The organism is Paenibacillus sp. FSL R7-0189 (assembly GCF_037969925.1).
Lineage (GTDB): Bacteria > Bacillota > Bacilli > Paenibacillales > Paenibacillaceae > Paenibacillus_AQ > Paenibacillus_AQ odorifer.
The window spans coordinates 1,686,153-1,707,330 of sequence record NZ_CP150223.1 but is presented as its reverse complement, the minus strand read 5'-3'; the positions used below and the strand labels follow the sequence as shown (position 1 = coordinate 1,707,330).

Annotated in this window: 14 protein-coding genes, 1 rRNA gene and 3 riboswitches; of the genes, 14 read left to right on the top strand and 1 reads right to left on the bottom strand. The window is 46.0% G+C overall.

Annotation, left to right across the window (positions count from 1 at the left end; translation table 11 throughout):
- Positions 1 to 72: 72 nt before the first annotated feature.
- Positions 73 to 1,335, top strand: a complete 1,263-nt coding sequence (locus MKY63_RS07300) for an MFS transporter (RefSeq protein WP_076142331.1) — start codon at positions 73 to 75, stop codon at positions 1,333 to 1,335.
- A 14-nt stretch (positions 1,336 to 1,349) separates the two neighbouring features.
- On the opposite strand, the gene MKY63_RS07295 is transcribed toward MKY63_RS07300, so the two are convergent.
- Positions 1,350 to 2,018, bottom strand: a complete 669-nt coding sequence (locus MKY63_RS07295; RefSeq protein ID WP_076106058.1) for a DedA family protein — start codon at positions 2,016 to 2,018, stop codon at positions 1,350 to 1,352.
- A 107-nt stretch (positions 2,019 to 2,125) separates the two neighbouring features.
- Between MKY63_RS07295 and MKY63_RS07290 the strand changes: the two genes are divergently transcribed.
- From MKY63_RS07290 to MKY63_RS07230, 13 genes are all read left to right on the top strand, one after another.
- On the top strand, positions 2,126 to 3,499 hold the full coding sequence (locus MKY63_RS07290) for a polysaccharide deacetylase (RefSeq protein ID WP_076142332.1): 1,374 nt from the start codon (positions 2,126 to 2,128) through the stop codon (positions 3,497 to 3,499).
- A 132-nt stretch (positions 3,500 to 3,631) separates the two neighbouring features.
- The gene (locus MKY63_RS07285) at positions 3,632 to 4,996 is read left to right on the top strand and encodes a DUF58 domain-containing protein (RefSeq protein WP_076142333.1); all 1,365 of its coding nucleotides are present in this window, start codon (positions 3,632 to 3,634) and stop codon (positions 4,994 to 4,996) included.
- Positions 4,965 to 7,304, top strand: a complete 2,340-nt coding sequence (locus MKY63_RS07280) for a transglutaminase domain-containing protein (protein WP_339812279.1) — start codon at positions 4,965 to 4,967, stop codon at positions 7,302 to 7,304. Before MKY63_RS07285 ends, MKY63_RS07280 begins: the two co-directional genes overlap by 32 nt.
- A gap of 162 nt (positions 7,305 to 7,466) precedes the next feature.
- The gene (gene guaA / locus MKY63_RS07275; RefSeq protein WP_036679874.1) at positions 7,467 to 9,005 is read left to right on the top strand and encodes a glutamine-hydrolyzing GMP synthase; all 1,539 of its coding nucleotides are present in this window, start codon (positions 7,467 to 7,469) and stop codon (positions 9,003 to 9,005) included.
- A 145-nt stretch (positions 9,006 to 9,150) separates the two neighbouring features.
- On the top strand, positions 9,151 to 9,615 hold the full coding sequence (locus tag MKY63_RS07270) for a hypothetical protein (protein ID WP_036679891.1): 465 nt from the start codon (positions 9,151 to 9,153) through the stop codon (positions 9,613 to 9,615).
- A gap of 202 nt (positions 9,616 to 9,817) precedes the next feature.
- A riboswitch (purine riboswitch) is annotated at positions 9,818 to 9,917 on the top strand.
- A gap of 122 nt (positions 9,918 to 10,039) precedes the next feature.
- Positions 10,040 to 11,440, top strand: a complete 1,401-nt coding sequence (locus tag MKY63_RS07265; protein ID WP_036679893.1) for an NCS2 family permease — start codon at positions 10,040 to 10,042, stop codon at positions 11,438 to 11,440.
- A gap of 307 nt (positions 11,441 to 11,747) precedes the next feature.
- On the top strand, positions 11,748 to 14,003 hold the full coding sequence (locus tag MKY63_RS07260; protein WP_036679894.1) for a glycosyltransferase 87 family protein: 2,256 nt from the start codon (positions 11,748 to 11,750) through the stop codon (positions 14,001 to 14,003).
- Positions 13,993 to 15,771 carry a phospholipid carrier-dependent glycosyltransferase gene (locus tag MKY63_RS07255; RefSeq protein ID WP_036679896.1) on the top strand — a complete coding sequence of 593 codons (1,779 nt, stop codon included), beginning with the start codon at positions 13,993 to 13,995 and terminating at the stop codon, positions 15,769 to 15,771. The genes MKY63_RS07260 and MKY63_RS07255 overlap by 11 nt, the downstream gene beginning before the upstream one ends.
- Before the next feature lie 127 nt (positions 15,772 to 15,898).
- Positions 15,899 to 16,849, top strand: coding sequence for a glycosyltransferase family 2 protein (locus MKY63_RS07250; protein ID WP_051491094.1), 951 nt, complete (start codon positions 15,899 to 15,901; stop codon positions 16,847 to 16,849).
- On the top strand, positions 16,836 to 17,243 hold the full coding sequence (locus MKY63_RS07245; protein ID WP_036679899.1) for a GtrA family protein: 408 nt from the start codon (positions 16,836 to 16,838) through the stop codon (positions 17,241 to 17,243). The genes MKY63_RS07250 and MKY63_RS07245 overlap by 14 nt, the downstream gene beginning before the upstream one ends.
- Positions 17,244 to 17,345: 102 nt before the next feature.
- Positions 17,346 to 18,005, top strand: coding sequence for a class D sortase (locus MKY63_RS07240; protein ID WP_235219435.1), 660 nt, complete (start codon positions 17,346 to 17,348; stop codon positions 18,003 to 18,005).
- Between the two features lie 119 nt (positions 18,006 to 18,124).
- A riboswitch (cyclic di-GMP riboswitch) is annotated at positions 18,125 to 18,207 on the top strand.
- Between the two features lie 74 nt (positions 18,208 to 18,281).
- A riboswitch (cyclic di-GMP riboswitch) is annotated at positions 18,282 to 18,362 on the top strand.
- Between the two features lie 13 nt (positions 18,363 to 18,375).
- Positions 18,376 to 19,185: a transglutaminase-like domain-containing protein gene (locus tag MKY63_RS07235; protein ID WP_036679903.1), complete on the top strand. Its 810-nt coding sequence runs from the start codon at positions 18,376 to 18,378 to the stop codon at positions 19,183 to 19,185.
- Positions 19,186 to 19,551: 366 nt separating this feature from the next.
- Positions 19,552 to 21,109, top strand: a 16S ribosomal RNA gene (locus MKY63_RS07230).
- The last annotated feature ends 69 nt before the right edge of the window (positions 21,110 to 21,178 follow it).

Sequence of the window (21,178 nt, the reverse complement as noted above, 5' to 3'; positions counted from 1 at the left end):
TTGTCATAAATAAATGATTCGATTACTATCTAATTAGATATATGTATAAATAGATGAAATGAGGTTTATTTTATGAATAATCACTCAGCTGTTGCGATGTTTAGGAGTCATAAGGGATATTCACGATTGTTCACAGCCGGCTTGATCAATGGAATTGGTGATCGTTTTACTAGCGTTGCAGTACTGGCGCTGGTTCTGCAGTTGACGGGATCAGGCATGGCGGTGGGGATTTCGTTAGGTGTGAGACTGCTTCCTTATTTATTTCTGGCCCCGCTTGGAGGCATACTTGGCAGTAAAATTCCACTCAAATATATCATGATAGCTACAGATATGCTGAGGGTCCCAGTAGCCTTAGCCTTTTTATGGGTGGATGGGGAGGAGAACCTGTGGTTGTTATATATGGCAAGTTTTTTGCTGGCAGCGGGAGAAGCCATTTACAGCCCTGTTCGTAAGTCCACTATCCCTTTGCTCGTCACCAAAGATTCTCTGCTGACCGTCAACGGACTAGAGCAGTTAATGAGCGGCTGCGTGCTGATCCTTGGGGCGTTCAGTGGAGGGGTGGTGTCGATGTGGTTTGGTTCGGAGGCAGCGTTCATTATGAATGCAGTGTCTTTTTTAATCGCAGCGATGTTAATTTACGGTATCGAGTTTCCACAACATACGGAAATGGCGACGGTGGCTAAGAAGGCTACATATTCTCCTGAGGGGGACTTAGAAAAATCTGCTGAAGAAGCAAAATACGGTCGGCTGCGTGCTCTGGGAATGGTAATTGGCGGGAGCCTAACGCTGCAGGTCATTTTCGGTTATGAGCTGTTGGTGCCGTTGTTAAATGGTCTGGATAATGTACTGATCAGTGTATATGCGATACAGGTATTTCACACGGGCGATATTGGAGTAGGGGCATTTTATGCGGCGCTTGGCGTCGGTCTTAGCCTTAGTTTTTTTATCTCACGTTATTTAAAAAAGGGACTGCTGATTGTAGCCATCGGAGGGCTTTTGCTCGAAGGTGTATTATTGATGGGCATCAGTGTCAGCAATCATTTTGCGGCAGCATTAATGTTATACATTCTGCTGTCATTTGCCGGGGGGACGGGGAATGCCTGTCTGGATACGCTTGTTATGCGGAAAGCGCCATCTGCTATACAGCCCTTTGTGTTTGGACTTCTGTCTGCAGTAGGAAATACGCTGCTGGGGTTATCTATGCTGTTCGCCGGGTGGCTATTAGAATGGGTGGAGCCAAGAATGGTAGGGTTTGTTGGGGGAGCGGGATTTGCCGCAGTTGCGCTTTTGCTTGCAGGATATGCGGGGGTACGCAGCAAGAAAAAACGTACTTAAAAAGGGCGGTGGCTTCACCGTCCCTTGGAAGTTTTTTTGACCTGAGTCTGTAGCTTTATGGCAGCTTTGCGCGGGAACAGGCGGATGCTTATCTTTTTGCGGTAGCGATATAGGATTACAAGGGCAGCTATAGCTACACCGCCGGAGATAATCCATAGTGCATATAACTCGAATAAATGGAAAATACCCATCCACTGCGGACCAAATACCCGTCCTATGCCAAGAAACAGCACTACCCAGAATAATGCTCCACTATAAGCGTAGAGGGCGAATTTACGGAAGGGCAGCGCAACTATACCAGCAAAATAGCCGGTGAAGTGACGAACGCCTGGAATAAAATATCCGATGGAAATAAGGATGCTGCCGTATTTCTCGAACCATTTTTGCGTTTTATCCAGCTTGGCAGGGGAGAACAGCAACCACTTGCCGTATCGCTGGATGAAGGGCATTCCGGCTTTTAATCCGACAAAATAGGTGAGGGTCATCCCGGCGGTGGTCCCTGCAAACGCCACTAGAATCAGCGTTATGAAATCAAGTCTTCCCGTATAGGAAAGGAAACCTGCAAAAGCCATGGTAGTTTCTCCGGGAAACGGCAAGGCAACGAATTCGAGCAGCAATCCAAAAAACAATACGCTATATCCATATTTGCTGAATAATTCTTGTATAAAGTTCAGCATTTCCATAAGATTCTCACTCTCCAAGGGGCAGTTGCCTTATTCTATTTTGAAGCTTGTCTTCATACAATCTACCAAATGGCTTTTGAGCCAATAGAATGCTGGAGGTAGAGAAGATGAAAGGTAACAAAAACACTCACGGCCGCCGAAACTTGATAAGCGGATTGCTTGTTATGGTTGTAATCGTCATCGTAATGCTGGGATGGAACGCAGGGGAGAGTGTAGATTCTTGGATGAATCGTTCATTACAGTCCGCAAGCGCGGAGTCTGTCTCTGTTAAGAATAATCTCCCGTTAGTGGCGATGCAAGAATTGCCTCCTAAAGCAGAGTCCATTGTGACTGCTTCTCCAGAAGTTAAATTGAATTCCAGTACGGCACAAGTATCCAAGGTGTCAACAACATATTCGGCAATCACAGCCGCAAAGAAAGCTTCAAAAATAGTCTATATTACATTTGACGACGGACCGAGTGACAATACCTTCAACGTTCTTGAAATTTTACAGCAGCAAGGTGTGAAGGCGACCTTTTTTGTCCTTGGTAATCAAGCGAAAAGCCATCCAGAGCTAATTAATGCCATATGGGAACAAGGACATGCTATTGGCAATCATACCTATAATCATAATTACCATGATTTATATAGTGGATTCACTGAATTTTGGAGCCAGATTAAAAAGACCGAAGAAATTATTCGGGGCATTACAGGGGTTCGCCCACAACTTATCCGCGCCCCGGGCGGAACCTTTGATCACTTTGATAATACCTACTTCAATTTGTTGAAGCAAGCCGGTTATATCGTTACGGATTGGACGGTGGACAGCGGGGATTCCAAACGCAAAGGGGTACCGGCGTCAGAAATCTTAAAAGAGTCAACCGCGGATCTGAAGTCCTCTCGGGTTATTCTGCTGCTGCATGATGGCGGCGGCCATCAGGAGAGTGTTAAAGCACTGCCTGATATTATTGCGCGTTATAAGGCTGCTGGATACAGCTTTGGCCTTTTAGATGAGACGGTGGAGCCTGTACAATTCAGAGTCTCCTCAAAAGCCAATAGCTTGGGCAGAGTGAAACCTTCGGAAGCTTGGATCACCTCGAATATCCTACCGAATGCAGAGCTGTTTGCGCCCGGCAAACCTTTGGTGCTGGAGGTTGGAAAGCTGGAGACGAAGCTGGCGCCAGGTGAATATACTCTGCAAAAAGGAAAATATATGGTGCCACTTCGCGCTGTGATCGAACGGCTGGGAGGGCAGATTAGCTGGGATGCGGGCAGTCGCAGTGGAAGGATTGCCTGGAACGGCAAAGATATCATCGCGGATGTGGCGAACAAGGAACTCCTTTTAAATCTTCCTGATCATGTTCAAAAGATAAACGGTGCCAGTGTGGAGATGATTGGCGGTTCTATCTGGGTATCGCTGCGTGAGCTGCTGGAGACAGCCGATCATCCTCCTTTAAATATAAGCGTGACGGAAGGTGAGCGCCGGGTAATAGCCTTCTGAGATTTAGCGCTCAGGCAGTTTTTTTAAAAGAAAAAAACAATGTCTGGGCACCCTTTTTCATGGGAAGAATAGATAGTAATAAGTTCCTCAGCTGGGAACAAGTCTAGACCCAAAGGAAGGGTGTTCGTTCCATTGTCCTCTTCAAAAAAAGTAGAGCACAAATTAAATAACAAGACTGAAAGAGTTAGAAGCTTCTCCTATCCGCGTAGCCGTAGTGCATTGGCTGAATGGTTGCGGGTGCTGACTGTGGCTGGAATTATAGGTGTTTTATATGCATGGCGCGGAGGCGCATCACTCTTATTTCTGCTGATCGCTGTAGGCGTTATCATGGTTGGCGGACTTATCGTTCAACTTTCAGGTCCACGGGCGATAAAGATTGAACGTACAATCACTCCTGTAAGACCGATAGCTGGAAATACACTGCTTGTGAAGGTGCGGGTGAATTTCTCTGCCCGGCTTCCACTGCCATGGCTGACTATCGCTGATTTTTGGGGGGACAGAGGACATCACAAGCTACTGTTTCCGGGATTCAGACGCTCTTTTGAATACACCTACATTCTTGAGAATATGCCACGCGGACATCATCATTTGCAGGGCTGTAGAGTAACCTGGGGAGATTTGCCCGGCTGGTTCACAGGCCGATCTGAGCCTGCTGAAGAGCATAGCATTAAAGTGCTGCCAGCCCCCCTATATTATGGCGGAGCAGTACCGGACAGCGGCTTTATTAGCGGTGATTCGCTCTATTCCAGAAGGGGAAGAAACAGCAATGATGAGACCATGGAATCGCGGGAATATGAGCCCGGTGATCCACTTAGCCGAATCCATTGGAAGAACAGTGCCCGGCTAGGGAATCTGCAGAGCAAAGTTCCAGAGCGTGAAAAGGCAAAAATGAGCTGTATCGTGTTGGCTAATGATCCAAAAAGCTATGAGATTCCAGCCAATGCACTTACACCTCGTGGCAGTCGGGAAGAGCAGCCACCGGTATTTGAGAAGGCGGTGTCAACGGCGATGGGGCTGATGCTCTTTGCTGAGCAGTCAGGTGCTTATGTCCAGTTATTCAGCGGAGGCTGGCCGGAAGGAATGGCTAGGCATGAAGGACTGGGCAAAATCCCAGGGAGAGTGCTGGATATTCTAACTGATATTTCTCCGAATGGAACAAGAACCCTGTCCGAGCTGTTGGAGGATGCTTCTAGAGGCTGGATTCCGGGAATGACCGTTGCTATAGTGACCGGAAGATTAGAGGAACAATCCGCTAAGGTTATCGCTAAATTCTTAGTGCAAGGTGTAAAAGTTGAGCTCTATTATGCTTGGGATCAGCCAGCTCCGGTGCCTGCGGAGGTAACGCTGCAGGAGATCCGCCAGCCTGTGCGGGGAACGGTTGGGGATAGTCTGGGTCGTCTGGGAGCACGGATGTTTTGTCTGGATGATGCATTGCCAGCTTACAGGCTCAGGGAGGTAGAGTACCATGAATCATCCGGAAAACCAACGCTACGGTAAGCGGATACCGGGTGACACAAGCTTCTCTATGAATGGGCAAAGTGGGAAGGAACCAAAGCAGCTCCATTTGGAAAAACTAGAGAGCAGTCATGCCGGTAAACAGAGAAAGATACCTCTGTATTATCGCATGCTGTTCTCTTTGGCTATTTTGGGGCTGTTTTTAGAATGGCTGCTCCCTTTATATAGAACGACTTCATTGGAAGATACTGCTAGATTGCTGCAGATTCTGATGATTTCTGCTGCCGTGCTGTTGATGTGGGGAATCCTTCAGATTCCCGGATGGCTATTGCTAAGTATCCAATGTTTGATGATCGGCACGGCTTGGCTATATCTTTGCAGTGAGAGCGTAGGGACAGGATGGTTGGGCATTTATGCAGTAGAAATTCCAAATGATCTGATTTTGCTCTTTTCAGGGCATGTTTCTCAGCTTAGCGAGATCAGCAGACTTTTGATTTTGATTGTTGGCTGGGGGCTGCTGGTATCTTCGGTGCAGCAGCTTGCACTTTTCAGAGGAAGCACGCTGCTGTTTACAGCGGTGACTCTCATTTATCTATTGGTTCTGGATATTGGCTTTGGCGTTAATACGACAACGGATGTTGTAATATCAGTGGGGCTTATTGTATGGATGCAAGCAATGAGTGGTTTGCTCCGTCTGCGGGAACGGGTGGGCAGCATTCACCTGCCGTATGCCCGATGGGGAGTTTTGGCATTAGCGGCTGCCATATTCGTAATGATGACAGCATGGTTCGGTGGGCAGGTATATGAAGTACGACCGCCTAACCAAACTACACTCCAGTCAACCTTTGAAAAGCTGCAGGAATGGGCTTCGGGCCATATGCCGGAAGATAATGAGGCTATACCTGCAGGAACAACAGGGTATAGTACAAATGATGGAGAACTGGGTGCTCCATTGTCACGCAATACCGAGCCAGTCTTCACAGCATTGACCAGCCTGCGTACCTATTGGCGCGGGGAGAGCATTGCCTATTATGACGGACGCCGTTGGATCAGAGGTGGTGAGGAATTTACTCCGCTTAACTTGTCCAGCCTGCCTCAGATTCCGGCGACGGTAACTACTACTAATGGTGGACGGACTTTACAACAGCGGATACAATTTGCCAGCCCTTCTTCCGGAGGAATTCCTGTATTCAATGCGGGCACCATAACGGATGTTGAGACAGTTCAACTATCTAATGGCAGCCAGCTTGGTTATGTTCTGGCGAATAAGGACAGGGATACCTTTCGTCTGCCAGATTCGGCGGGTTCAACTCGGATCACTGAGTATATAGTTGATTCTATACTTCCCGAGAGTAATCCAGTACTGCTGCGCGGGTTGGGTGATGCTGATCCTCAAGAAATAAAGAACAAATATTTGCAGCTGCCTGATTTATTACCTGAGCGAGTGAAAGCTCTGGCAGAGAAGCTCACAGCTTCCTCGGATAACCGATATGACTCCGCAACCGCCATTCGGGATTATTTGCAAAACGGGTATTCTTACACGCTGGATACCATGGTTCCGCCAGCTGGCGCTGATTTTGTGGATCATTTCCTGTTTGAGACCAAGCAAGGTTATTGTGTGCATTTTGCAACAGCGATGACCGTATTGCTGCGAAGCACAGGCATTCCAGCGCGGTATGTTCAAGGGTACGGACCTGGAACCCAGCAGGAGGAAGCCATGCCGGCGAAGTATTTAGTCACCCAAGGGGATGCGCATGCTTGGGTAGAGGTTTATTTTGCCGGCGCAGGTTGGGTTCCTTTCGATCCGACGCCGGGGCCTGCGCTTGCGGCTGGCTTCCCCGCGCCGGCACGGCCTGCGGCAGCGGCGCTCGCGCCGCAAGCAACGCGCAGCGCGGAACTACCCGTCCTGCCGCTGGCGGGCGGACCCTTTTCAGCGCCGCTGACTGCCGCGGCGCTGCTTCCCGCCGCCGCTTGGCGCTGGCGGCGCAGTCTGGCTCTGCTGCTGGCCGCGCTTCGCGGCAGCAGCTTGAGCCGTGAGAGGCAGCTGCGCGCGGCCTCTCTGGCTTGGCACGGGCTGGCGGAGCGGTTTGGACCGCCGCCGCCCGGCGTTACTGGCAGGGAGTATGTGGACTCCCTGCGGATTTACGATGCCGGACTATACGTGGCCGTCCGGCAGTTCGTCCGCCAGTGGGAGACCTTGGCGTACGCGCCAGCTTTGGCATCCACAGCCGTGATCTCTGCCCGCGGCAATTCCTTAAAATCCGCTCCCGACCTTGGCGGCGAACCTGCGGCTTCTGATGCGAATGCGTTTATCCGCGAATGTCTGCTCATTACCTTCCGTTTAACATAAACGGCCAAGAACGCTTAGATCCGCTATCTAATTTATGCCATAGCAAGGAAGGTTCTGCATGAAGTTTTATCACTCTCTGATTATGAGAGGCGTGTCCTCCTTTCCTTGACGATGAGAATTAACCATGAGTATAATGAATCCAATAATCAAGGGAGGCACGTAATGAACAAGCCAAATGAAATTATCGTCGTTCTCGATTTTGGAGGACAATACAACCAACTTATCGCGCGCAGAATTCGGGACCTGGGAGTATACAGCGAACTTTTGCCGTACAATACGCCAGTTGACAAGATTAAAGCACTTTCGCCTAAAGGAATTGTCTTCTCCGGCGGACCTAGCAGTGTATACGCTGAAGATGCACCACACGTAGATCCGGCTATTTATGATCTAGGAGTGCCGATCTTCGGTATTTGTTATGGTATGCAGCTGATGGCTCATCAGCTTGATGGTAAAGTAGAACGTTCAGCTAAACGGGAATATGGTAAAGCTGATGTTGACTTTGCAGAAGGAACTGCTTTAGTTGCAGGATTGGAGAACCGCCAGACTGTATGGATGAGCCACGGTGACCATGTAGTTGAGCTTCCAACAGGCTTCAAGCTGGATGCAGGTACAGAAAGTGCTCCAATTGCAGCAATGAGCAATGCGGAGCGCAAATTGTTCGCTGTGCAATTCCACCCAGAAGTACGTCACTCCGTTCAAGGTAACGAGATGATCTCGAACTTCTTATACCAAGTTTGTGGTTGCGACGGCAAATGGACAATGGAATCGTTTATCGATGAAGCCGTTCAAGATATTCGCAATCAAGTCGGAGATAAAAAAGTACTCTGCGCTCTTAGTGGCGGAGTGGATTCTTCCGTTGTGGCTATGCTTATCCACCGTGCAATTGGAGATCAATTGACTTGTATGTTTATTGACCACGGTCTTCTGCGTAAAGGTGAAGCAGAAAGCGTTATGGAGACTTTCGTAGGCAAATTCGATATTCATGTAGTGAAAATCGATGCACGCGATCGCTTCATGAGCAAACTTGCAGGTGTTGAAGACCCTGAGCAAAAACGTAAAATCATTGGTAACGAGTTTATCTACTGCTTCGACGAAGAGTCAGCTAAGCTCGGAGATTTTTCATTCCTTGCACAAGGTACGCTTTATACGGATATCGTTGAGAGTGGAACAGCTACAGCGCAAACCATTAAATCCCACCACAATGTGGGCGGTCTGCCAGAAGATATGAAATTCAGCTTGATCGAGCCGCTAAACACCTTGTTTAAGGATGAAGTTCGTAAACTCGGTGAAGAGCTGGGCATGCCACGTGCGATCGTATGGCGTCAGCCTTTCCCAGGTCCAGGTCTTGCTATTCGTGTCTTGGGTGAAGTAACAGAGGACAAGCTTACCATCGTTCGTGATTCTGACTACATTCTGCAAGAAGAAATTGCTAAAGCAGGATTAGACCGTGAAATTTGGCAATACTTCACTGCACTTCCTAACATGAAGAGTGTCGGAGTTATGGGTGATGCTCGTACGTATTCCTACACAGTAGGTGTCCGCGCAGTAACTTCCATCGATGGCATGACCGCTGACTGGGCACGTATCCCATGGGATGTTCTTGAAAAAATCTCTGTACGTATTGTCAACGAAGTTGAGAACGTAAACCGTGTAGTGTATGACATTACTTCGAAACCACCTGCAACGATTGAGTGGGAATAGCATATAGCAATAAGAAACCTGCAGCTCCTTATTTATTAAGGGACTGCAGGTTTTTTTATTAACCGTGAAGCTTGTGACGGACCCTATATAGCAACTATAGAGAATGTGATAAACTGGAAAAAATAAACTTACAGGAGCCAGTAGAATGGGATTCTCACTTATTGGAACACTAATAGCTATGGTTATTCTTGCCCCAAGTTTGCTGATGATTAAGTTTCCGCCCGATCATGTTCCCAGCGGTTTAAAAGATGCCGGTATCGTCTATACCCTTTTGGAGAGAGTAGGGCAGTTGGGGTGTATAGCCATTCTTGTGATTTCAAAGGATAACTTCGAAAATGTAGAATTCGGGATCTGGGCTGGACTTATCTTTGTGTTTATCACGATTTATTACGGTTTATGGATTCGTTATATGGTTAAGGGACAGCAATTCAGATTATTATGGGCTCCATTATTGTTTCTTCCGATTCCCATGGCAGTTCTCCCTGTTTGTGCATTTGGATTTGCGGCTATATGGGGCAGATCTTTTTGGTTAGGTATTGCAGTGATTTGTTTAGCTATAGGGCATTTTGCTAATTCTTGGCATAGCTATCAGTATTCCAAAGACCAATAAGCTAGGGCATGTTGAAACTGTTTTATAGGGAAAAATAACCATTTAATAAGGCTTTTGATAGTTAATAAGCTGCATGATTTAATGGATTTTGGGGTTGGAGTTAAAGATAAAAATGTATGAATTACGAACAATAGAAAAAATAAAGTCGAAAATGTTCGCTTTTTTCATTGACAACTTATGTGATGTCCCCCTAAAATGATAAAGCACAACAACATAATTCTTTCGTATATTTCCGGGAATAGGCCTGGAAGTTTCTACGAGGTCACCGTAATGACCTGGCTACGATTAAGAAGAGCTGAGCAACCCGTATTAGCCTGAATCTAGGGCTATAGTCATGGGTGCTACTCTTTTTTTCGAGCCGGTGTCGATCAGATACCGGCTTTTTGTTGCTGTCAGCCACAACATACCTTAGGGGGAGAACAATTTGAATCGGTTTTTCAAGTTGAAAGAGAACGGCACTACAGTACGTACAGAGATAATGGCCGGCTTGACTACGTTCATGGCTATGGCTTACATCCTGTCGGTTAATCCGAGCACATTAACAGCATTTGGCCGCATCGATATGGGCTGGTACTCTGTATTTCTAGCGACTGCGCTGGCAGCAGGTATTTTCACCATTGCAATGGGCGTGTTTATAAACTTTCCAGTAGCATTGGCACCAGGTATGGGACTTAATGCATACTTTGCTTCCGTAATTTTGTCTTCTGCAACCTCAGAACATCCATTCACTTGGCAAATGGGTCTGACTGCAGTATTTATTTCCGGTTTGATCTTCATCCTGCTCACGGTTACCCGAGTGCGGCAGATCTTACTGACAGCCATTCCTGACAGCTTGAAGCATGCCATTACCGTAGGTATCGGGATGTTCATTACAATCCTTGGGCTTAAGAACAGTGGTTTGATGACGATTGGTGTCGAAGCTGGTAAAGATATTTCCGCCAATACATTCACAGACGTCCTATCCTTTGAAACAATCATTCATATGGGTAGTCTAGAGAACACTGATGTACAATTGGTAATTATCGGATTGCTTCTTATTTCCATCCTGATGGTACTGCAAGTTAAAGGTGCGATTTTATTCGGTATCTTGGGTACAACCCTCGCGGGTATACTGATGGGTGTAGTTGATTTTGGCTCATTGTCCAGTCCGACAACCCCTTGGGTGCCTGACCTGACGCAATTGAACTTTTTCGAATTTGACTGGGATGGTATCCTGCACACCGGTATTGTTTCAGCAATCGCAACATTCACTTTTGTAGAATTGTTCGATACATTTGGTACACTTGTAGGTACTGCTCAACGCGCTGGTATTATGGACAACCCTGAAGAAGGTAACAAACGTGTAGGTAATGCAATGTTTGTCGATGCTATCGCTGTAGCTGGTGGTGCGGCATTGGGTACTTCCACTACTACTGCTTTTGTAGAAAGCGCGGCAGGTGTTGCTGAAGGTGGACGTACAGGTCTTACAGCTGTAACAACGGGTGTGTGCTTCTTGCTTGCGTTATTCCTTGCACCAATAGTGGCTCTGATCCCTGGATCTGCTACAGCTGCAGCATTGATTGTCGTAGGCGTGCTCATGGCACAATCGATTCGCGAAATTGATTTTCAAGATATGGTTGTTGCGATTCCAGCGTTCCTTACTCTAGTAATCATGCCTTTCACTTATAATATTGCTAATGGTATTTCCTTTGGTATCGTAACTTATGTAATCCTTGCTTGTGTAGCTAACCTTGCTGGCAAGAAAAAATACGATATTCACTGGATGATGTGGGTACTTGCTATTCTGATTATTCTCCGTTATGTATTTCTTGGTAGTGCGGGCTAACTCATATATAGCATACAGATGTGCATTCAAAGGCTCCTTCATAACTGAGGGGGCCCTTTTTTTATATTTTTGTTGGCACTTAACCGTTCAGGTTAGTCTATGTTTCTAGCTTTTCATCATCTATGTTTTAGATTATATTGTTGAAGAGGTGATGTTCAGGACGAGGCAGCCTTGGTGTTAGAGTCCAATTTGTTCCCCACCTTGATCCTGATCTCTGTTTTTTTTGCTCCGGCATTTGCTTTAGCCACTGCGATTCTTCTATTCTATATAAGAGTCTATATAAGAGCCTTGAAGCTTAGGCGATCCTATGGAATGGAGTATTGTGGATGGAAGGGTTTGCGATCCAGATAAGGTAAACATGCCCTATATTTATATGCTCTTTTATGAGAAAATCAATCCAAATGATTTCTTAGCAACGGTGAAATACACTAATTCGGGAGCTGTTTTTCAGAAGGTATATGCTTTTGGCTGGACTAAGATGAATATAGGACGAGGTGAGGTTGGGACGATGATCAAGAGTACACGTGCGGCCGTAATGACTGTATTGATGCTGTTATTGTTTGTGCTTCCTGTAACAAGCATTTATGCAGAGGGGAATCTATTGCAGAACCCTGGCTTTGAGGAGGGGGGAGATGATGCGCCTTCTAACTGGACTAAGGATATGTGGATTTCAGGAGACAACTCAGGCCTACTTTCAATCCAATCGGAGGAAGTTCATTCCGGCAGCAAGGCGGCAGTCATTGAGAATATCGAACCCAATCATTTGAAATGGGTGCAGACGATTGAGGCTACGCCGAATAGTTATTATAGAATCTCTGGATGGATCAAAGTAGTAAGTACAGCAGGCGAGGGAATAGGCGCCAACATTCTTGCCGTTGGAGTAGGCGGGGGGTATCCCAGCGTAACTGATACGGCAGGTGAATGGCAGTATCTTGAATATATCGGCCAGACAGGACCGGAGCAGAAGTCATTTGGCATAGGTGCAAGTCTGGGCGGCTACTCTAGCTTAATTCAAGGTAAGGCTTATTTTGATGATTTTGCTGTAGAAAAATTAGACGCGGCTCCCGAAGGGGCTAACGTCATTTCGCTGGATAGTGCAGCGGTTAGTCCAGATGCAGGCGACAAAAAGGCAGACACTCCACATAAAGTATCTCCAACTAAGATGTTGCTGATCTCAGCGCTGTTTAGTGTGTTTTTTGCAGTGCTTTATACTAAAGCATTCCGTAGTGAGAAGCTTATGAAGCAGCCTGAGAATATTTATTCCAAATGGCTGAGTATTGCCATCGGAGTTGCTTTTATCCTGAGGGTGTGGATTGGTCTTACCGCGCAAGGATATCAGAATGATATGAATACCTTTATTTCTTGGGGACAGCGTATGGTGGATTTAGGTCCAGGCAAATTTTATGAAGAAGGTTATTTTGCCGATTATCCTCCAGGCTATTTGTACATATTGTACGTGCTTAGCGCCATACGTGGCGTTTTAGGATTCACTCAGGGCTCAGGTGGAGAGAATTTACTCTTCAAGCTCCCTGCGATTCTTTCTGATTTGGTGCTCGGCTACTTCATTTATCAAATGTCACGCAAAAAACTCGGCACAGGAATTGCTTTCGGCTTGATGTTGTTGTTTCTGTTTAATCCTGCGGTACTTATTAATTCAGCGGCTTGGGGACAAGCAGATTCGTTCTTTTTGATCTTCCTGCTGCTCAGTATCCACGGCGCTGCGAACAAAAAGTTTGTTCGCTCCGCAATTTTGTTTGCCTTAGCGACGCTAATTAAACCGCAAGCGTTGATATTCACGCCGGTATTGTTGTTTGCTTTTTATCATCACCGCGCTTGGAAGCAGCTTGGATTCGGAGCTTTGTATGGATTAGGGATCTTCGGATTGCTTGCGGCACCATTTTTCTGGAATAACGGAGGTCTGGTAGGGATTATTGATCTTTACAAGAGTACGTTATCTTCCTATCCGTATTCTTCAGTGAATGCATTTAATCTGTATGCACTGACTGATCCGATGTGGTCATCCCTTGATCTAACCTGGCTTGGCATTCCATACCGTGTATGGGGCTTCATATTTATTTTAGTGGCTGTAGCTGTTGCGGCATTTTATTCCTTTAAAAAGGATCGCTTGGACCTGACCAAATCCTATTTTATCGGCATGGTGCTTATAGTAGTGGTCTTTGTGCTTGGCACCAAAATGCATGAACGTTATATGTTCCCTGCTCTTATTCTTTGTTTGTTTACTTATATAGAAAGTCGGGACCGCCGCTTTTTATCGCTATTTCTCGGATTCAGCTTAACGCAATACATCAATGTGGCGTACACCTTATCCCACCTGAATGCAGATGTTAGCCCGGGTGCAGACGGAATCGTATTAGTGACTGCTATAGCTAATCTAGCATTACTGCTTTATATGCTGAATATCGGTTACGATGTGTATGTCCGCAAGGGTATAAAACCTCTTCCAGCGCCAATTACACTGGAAGAACAATATGAAGAAGATTTGAGAGTTGTCGGGCAAATTAAACCGCATCAGAAGGGAGGGCGATTTAACGATGAAGTTTAAGCGTATAGATTGGATATGCATAATAGCTATTACGGCCGTTTACGCAGCGCTTGCTTTATATAATCTTGGCTCTACTAAATCTCCAGAGACCTTATGGGAGCCTGCTGCCAGTGGTGAAAGCTTCTATGTAGATTTGGGGCAGAGTAAACCATTGGAACGGGTCAATATCTTTGGTGGCGTAGGCACGGGTAAGTTCAAGCTGGAATTCAGCGACAATCCTGAGGTCTGGAGCAGTCCGATGGACGTCAGTGAGGATGTCGGGAATGTCTTCATCTGGAAAAGCCAACCCCTGAACGTGACAGCGAGATATGTGAAGTTTACAGTTACCTCTCCAGGGTTCACTTTGAACGAAATGGCCTTTTATGAGCAGGGGGGAGAAAGAATACCCCTTCCTATTGCTGGTGTGACACCGGATGCTAACGCAGTTCCTAAAAGAGGAGCAGCGGCCAATCTTTTTGACGAGCAGTCGCTCATTCCGGAATATTCTAACTTTATGAATAGCACTTATTTTGACGAGATCTATCATGCGCGAACAGCTTATGAATATACACACGGGATTGTGCCTTACGAGAATACGCATCCACCGCTTGGTAAGTTGTTAATTGCCATAGGGATGGAGCTGTTCGGGGTCAATCCATTCGGCTGGCGTATTATCGGAACCTTGTTCGGAGTTGCCATGTTACCTCTCATATATGTAATGGCGCTGCGTTTGTTTAAGAAAAGCAAATACGCCGCCCTCGCGGCAGGATTGTTTGCACTGGATTTCATGCATTTCACACAGACAAGAATCTCCACGATTGACGTATACGGAGTATTCTTCATTATGTTGATGTTCTATTTCATGCAGCGGTATTACACAATGAATTTCTACAAGCAGCCTTTGAGAAAAACATTAATTCCGTTATTCTGGTCTGGCTTATTCTTCGGAATCGGCGTAGCTTCGAAATGGATTGTGCTCTATGGAGGAGCAGGGCTGGCCATTATGCTGGCTATCTCCCTTTTTGAACGCTACAGAGAATACCAAGCCTCCGGACGCCTGCTGGCCGAGGGGAAGATCAAAGACAAGGAATTGCTGGGCACCTGTCGTGATGCAGTAGATTCTTTTTGGAAAAAGACCATTATTACGTTGGCTAGTTGTATCGGGTTCTTTGTAATTATTCCAGTAATTATTTATAGCTTATCTTTTGTGCCGGGGTTATCTGCATCAGCAGAGGGCTTCACTATAAAAGGTTTGATTGATTCCCAAAAGAATATGTACAACTACCACAGCCAGCTTGTAGCTACACATCCTTTTGCTTCCTCATGGTGGCAATGGCCGTTTATGAAGAGACCGGTCTGGTTCTTTAGCGGCGGTGAAGGTTTGCCGGAAGGTCAGGTCAGCAGTATAGTGACTATGGGGAATCCTCTTATCTGGTGGACGGGTATTTTTGCGATGCTGGCAACGCTGTGGATTACGCTGAAACGTAAAGATAAGAACCTCTACATGATCTGGATCGCCTTCTTCTCGCAATATGTTCCATGGATGCTTGTCCCAAGAGAAACATTTATTTACCATTATTTTGCTATGGTACCATTTATGATTCTTGGTATTGTATATATAATGAAGTTGCTGGATAGTAAATTCCCTGAGGCCCGTTACGTACAGTATGTCTATGTAGCCGTTGCTTTGCTGCTCTTTATCGCTTTCTACCCGGTACTGTCAGGGATGCAGGTCAGTGGAGATTACGTGAAAGATATGCTGCGTTGGTTCCCTACTTGGGTTTTCTAGGATTTAATAAAAATCTATAAAATAAGTTTATGCATGCAGCGTTATTATGAAGTGTAGATGGATGTAACGCTCCAAAAAGCTTGTAGGAGGAATAAAGGTGAAAGCCAGATATAGTGTGATTGTACCCATGTTCAATGAGGAGCAAGTAATTAGCCATACTTATGAACGTTTGAAAAAAGTAATGGACGAGTGCGGCGATACTTATGAGCTGGTCTTCGTCAATGACGGCAGTCGTGATCGTTCCGCCCAGATGATTCGGGAGATCTGTGAACGAGACGAGCATGTCAAGCTGATTGACTTCTCGCGTAATTTCGGACATCAGGTAGCGATTACAGCTGGCATGGACTATGCCGAAGGTCAAGCGGTTGTTGTTATTGACGCTGATCTTCAGGATCCTCCGGAGGTCATTTTGCAAATGATCGAGAAGTGGAAAGAGGGCTATGATGTTGTATATGCGAAACGCCTGAAGCGCCACGGAGAAACGATGTTCAAAAAGGTCACCGCGAAGCTTTTTTACCGCCTGCTCAGCAGTATGACAAGTGTGGATATTCCTACGGATACAGGCGATTTCCGACTTATTGACCGTAAGGTATGTGATGTCCTGCGGGGACTTAAAGAAAAGAACCGCTATGTCCGAGGTTTGGTGAGCTGGGTTGGCTTCAAGCAGACTATGGTGGAATATGAACGGGAAGAACGTTTTGCCGGAGAAACCAAATATCCGCTGAAGAAAATGATTCGTTTTGCGTTAGATGGCATCACCTCTTTTTCACATAAGCCGCTTAAAATTGCTACGTATATTGGATTCTTTCTTTCATTCTCTAGTTTTCTTTATTTATTTTTCGTCTTGTTCCAAAGGATATTTTTCACCTCCTGGACGGTTCCGGGCTGGGCTTCCATTGTAGGCGTCAATCTGCTCTTTAACGGTATCGTTCTGATGCTGTTGGGTGTGATTGGGGAGTATATCGGACGGATTTATGACGAGTCTAAAGATAGACCGCTATATATTGTTAGTGAGACTAAAGGCTACCAGAACGAAGAACAACTGGACCGCCGGAAGGACCACAATGATGTCAGATAAGAACTTGCGCGCTGCATTCATACAGTTCCTCAAATTTAATGCCGTAGGTTTACTCAATACGCTGATTGATTTTGTGATTTTTACATTGTTGAATTCACTAGGGATGGTATACGCATTGGCGCAGGTGATCTCCTATAGTGCAGGTACGGCGAATAGCTTTATTTTGAATAAAAAAGTAACCTTTCGTGATCGCAACCGGGGGAATAAAGAAGGCTTCGACCGCGTGCAGCTGGTCAAGTTTATCGTGCTGAATCTGGTAGTGCTCGGAATATCACTGCTGCTAATGCATCTGTTGACAGACAGACTAGGTATTCAAGTCTTGATCTCCAAGGTGCTGGTTACCTTTATCACGGTGATCATCAATTTCTTTGGAAGTCGTAAATGGGTATTTTAAACATTAATTTCAGGCAGAAGGAGTTGCTATGCTTAAAGGCAAGTAGCTGTTTCTGCTTGATTTGTATATAACCATAGAAACAATATACGGAGGTGAATAACATTGCGTAAATTCTCCTATCTACTCATACTGGCTGGGATACTTATCATGTTATATCCGACAGCTAACGAATGGTACAACGACAGGCAGCAGGAGAAGTTATTAGAAACGGCTGAACTAAGCACTGCCGATAGTACTCCCCAGCCAGATTTGAAGAGCAGGTATGCTGAAGTTACTCAGCTGTTAGCAGAGGAATCGGTTCTGGATGCTCAGGCACAGCCCCAACCCCAAGAGACAGAAAAGCCTGAACCGGAGATTGAGGTCGGTGGCAAAGTAATCGCACTAATTGAAATCGGTAAGATTGATTTGAAGCTGCCTGTATTAGAAGGGGCTACAAAAGCTAATATGAAACATGCTGCAGCCCATATGAAAGAAACGGCACCCCTTGGAGAGATCGGAAATGCTGCAATCGCGGCGCATCGGGCTAGAACTACGGGTCGTTTGTTTAACAGATTGAATGAGGTTGTTGTGGGGGATGTTATCACGGTAAAGACTAGTGATCAGGTGTTTAACTATGAGGTATACGATATTTCTGTTGTAGATCCGAGTGATGTCTCCGTTCTTGACGGGAATGACAAGGATAAGATTCTTACTCTGATTACATGTGATCCGCTAGTGAATCCAACGCATCGGCTGATTGTTCATGCTAAATTAACAAAATGAGAATAGTGAATGACAAGAAAACACAAATACCGGGAGATATTTATAAAATAATGGGTAATCTAGTAAATTAGGTCTTGTTCACAACTATAAATATGATAGTATTATACTATAAAAGCTAAACACGATAACGGCAAACCTTCCGAAAGGTAGGGACGCAAAGCTAAAGGGCCTTTTCCCGAAAGGATGGCAGCCAGCTACCGAATGAAGAGGCTTTTTTTGTTTGTTTCAAATGGATTCTATCAATTATATCTAGTAAAGCTAGAACAGATAGAGCTTATACGATAACGGCAAACCTATCGAAAGGTAGGGACGCAAAGCTAAAGGGCCTTCCCGAAAGGATGGCAGCCAGCTACCGAAAGGAGTTTTATCCGTGAAAAAGGTTTATTTTATGCTGGTGGCGTTGTTCGTCCTCATGACTTCAGTTCCGGTAAGTTCAGCTCAAGCTGCAAGTGCAGATGCAAGCTGGTTGATTACATCCAAAGTGGCTCAAGGTGTTATTGGTATTAACTATGATATTCCGAAAGATAAAAGAATCAAACTCATGATCACCAAAGATAACAGCAGCTATACCTATAACCTGTATGCTTCTGGACAAGCTGAGGACTTCCCTTTGCAACAAGGAAATGGGACTTATAAGGTTTCTGTTCTGGAGAACACAACTGGTAATAAATACAAAGCGTTATATTCCGAAGTAGTAGACGTAACCATGAGTGACTCGAATTCCGTATATTTGGGCTCCGTACAGAATGTGAAATGGAGTTCTTCTGATAAAGCGATTGTCAAAGCTAAACAATTAGTACAAGGCAAAACAACAGACGAAGAGAAAGTTAAAGCGATCTATAACTATGTAGTTGCGAATGTACAATATGACTACTCTCTTGCTAATAGTGTAACTACTGATTATATTCCAAGCATCGATAAGACATTGACTACTAAAAAAGGGATTTGCTATGATTACGCTTCTCTTTTTGCCGCAATGCTGCGGAGTGTAGATGTTCCTGCTAAGTTGGTAATGGGGAATACAAGCTACGTTACGCAATATCATGCCTGGAACGAAGTATTGCTTAATGGGAAGTGGGTTACCATTGATACTACAGTGGATGCAGGACTTGCAAAGAGTGATAAGAAAACCGATTTAATTAAAGCCTCAAGCAAATATACTGCGGCAAAATACTATTAAATTCGCCGCTAGAAACATAACTCTATTAAATAAACAACTAGCTTAATTATTAAGCTAGTTGTTTATTTTTATATTAGGGGTTGCTTTTCTATTAATAGTTGGGGTATTATAGGTAAGCGTTGTTAGACAGCGTACAGGCGATACAGACGAGGCTGATAAAAAGCTTCGAAAAATAAAGCTTGCATTTCTGAAAACAACATGATATATTATAAGAGTTGCTGCTGAGACATTAAACGGCGCCAACGAGAACTTGATCTTTGAAAACTGAACAACGAGTGAGTAGGAAATCACGTAAGTGAAATCCAAATTAGAGAATTAATTTTCTCGTCAGATGTTTCAAAATGAGCATATCGCTCTTTTCAATACTAATTGGAGAGTTTGATCCTGGCTCAGGACGAACGCTGGCGGCGTGCCTAATACATGCAAGTCGAGCGGAGTTACTTTGAAAGCTTGCTTTCAAAGTAACTTAGCGGCGGACGGGTGAGTAACACGTAGGCAACCTGCCCTTCAGACTGGGATAACTACCGGAAACGGTAGCTAATACCGGATAATTTCTTTTTTCTCCTGAGAGAAGAATGAAAGACGGAGCAATCTGTCACTGAGGGATGGGCCTGCGGCGCATTAGCTAGTTGGTGGGGTAACGGCCCACCAAGGCGACGATGCGTAGCCGACCTGAGAGGGTGAACGGCCACACTGGGACTGAGACACGGCCCAGACTCCTACGGGAGGCAGCAGTAGGGAATCTTCCGCAATGGGCGAAAGCCTGACGGAGCAACGCCGCGTGAGTGATGAAGGTTTTCGGATCGTAAAGCTCTGTTGCCAGGGAAGAACGTCCGGTAGAGTAACTGCTACCGGAGTGACGGTACCTGAGAAGAAAGCCCCGGCTAACTACGTGCCAGCAGCCGCGGTAATACGTAGGGGGCAAGCGTTGTCCGGAATTATTGGGCGTAAAGCGCGCGCAGGCGGCTATTTAAGTCTGGTGTTTAAACCTTGGGCTCAACCTGAGGTCGCACTGGAAACTGGGTGGCTTGAGTACAGAAGAGGAAAGTGGAATTCCACGTGTAGCGGTGAAATGCGTAGATATGTGGAGGAACACCAGTGGCGAAGGCGACTTTCTGGGCTGTAACTGACGCTGAGGCGCGAAAGCGTGGGGAGCAAACAGGATTAGATACCCTGGTAGTCCACGCCGTAAACGATGAGTGCTAGGTGTTAGGGGTTTCGATACCCTTGGTGCCGAAGTTAACACAGTAAGCACTCCGCCTGGGGAGTACGGTCGCAAGACTGAAACTCAAAGGAATTGACGGGGACCCGCACAAGCAGTGGAGTATGTGGTTTAATTCGAAGCAACGCGAAGAACCTTACCAGGTCTTGACATCCCTCTGAATCCACTAGAGATAGTGGCGGCCTTCGGGACAGAGGAGACAGGTGGTGCATGGTTGTCGTCAGCTCGTGTCGTGAGATGTTGGGTTAAGTCCCGCAACGAGCGCAACCCTTAACTTTAGTTGCCAGCAGGTAATGCTGGGCACTCTAGAGTGACTGCCGGTGACAAACCGGAGGAAGGTGGGGATGACGTCAAATCATCATGCCCCTTATGACCTGGGCTACACACGTACTACAATGGCCGGTACAACGGGAAGCGAAGCCGCGAGGTGGAGCCAATCCCATCAAAGCCGGTCTCAGTTCGGATTGCAGGCTGCAACTCGCCTGCATGAAGTCGGAATTGCTAGTAATCGCGGATCAGCATGCCGCGGTGAATACGTTCCCGGGTCTTGTACACACCGCCCGTCACACCACGAGAGTTTACAACACCCGAAGTCGGTGGGGTAACCCGCAAGGGAGCCAGCCGCCGAAGGTGGGGTAGATGATTGGGGTGAAGTCGTAACAAGGTAGCCGTATCGGAAGGTGCGGCTGGATCACCTCCTTTCTATGGAGAATCGTTCTCTGCAATGAGAACATTCAAATCGGAAGTTTAACTTCCAAAACTCAGGTTTAG

What these genes read in the sequence shown, in the direction of transcription:
- MKY63_RS07260 (WP_036679894.1), top strand. Translation starts at nt 11,748, where the DNA reads ATGGAATGGAGTATTGTGGATGGAAGGGTTTGCGATCCAGATAAGGTA.
- guaA (WP_036679874.1), top strand. Translation starts at nt 7,467, where the DNA reads ATGAACAAGCCAAATGAAATTATCGTCGTTCTCGATTTTGGAGGACAA.
- MKY63_RS07250 (WP_051491094.1), top strand. Translation starts at nt 15,899, where the DNA reads ATGTTCAATGAGGAGCAAGTAATTAGCCATACTTATGAACGTTTGAAA.
- MKY63_RS07290 (WP_076142332.1), top strand. Translation starts at nt 2,126, where the DNA reads ATGAAAGGTAACAAAAACACTCACGGCCGCCGAAACTTGATAAGCGGA.
- MKY63_RS07295 (WP_076106058.1), bottom strand. Translation starts at nt 2,018, where the DNA reads ATGGAAATGCTGAACTTTATACAAGAATTATTCAGCAAATATGGATAT.
- MKY63_RS07300 (WP_076142331.1), top strand. Translation starts at nt 73, where the DNA reads ATGAATAATCACTCAGCTGTTGCGATGTTTAGGAGTCATAAGGGATAT.
- MKY63_RS07280 (WP_339812279.1), top strand. Translation starts at nt 4,965, where the DNA reads ATGAATCATCCGGAAAACCAACGCTACGGTAAGCGGATACCGGGTGAC.
- MKY63_RS07270 (WP_036679891.1), top strand. Translation starts at nt 9,151, where the DNA reads ATGGGATTCTCACTTATTGGAACACTAATAGCTATGGTTATTCTTGCC.
- MKY63_RS07245 (WP_036679899.1), top strand. Translation starts at nt 16,836, where the DNA reads ATGATGTCAGATAAGAACTTGCGCGCTGCATTCATACAGTTCCTCAAA.
- MKY63_RS07255 (WP_036679896.1), top strand. Translation starts at nt 13,993, where the DNA reads ATGAAGTTTAAGCGTATAGATTGGATATGCATAATAGCTATTACGGCC.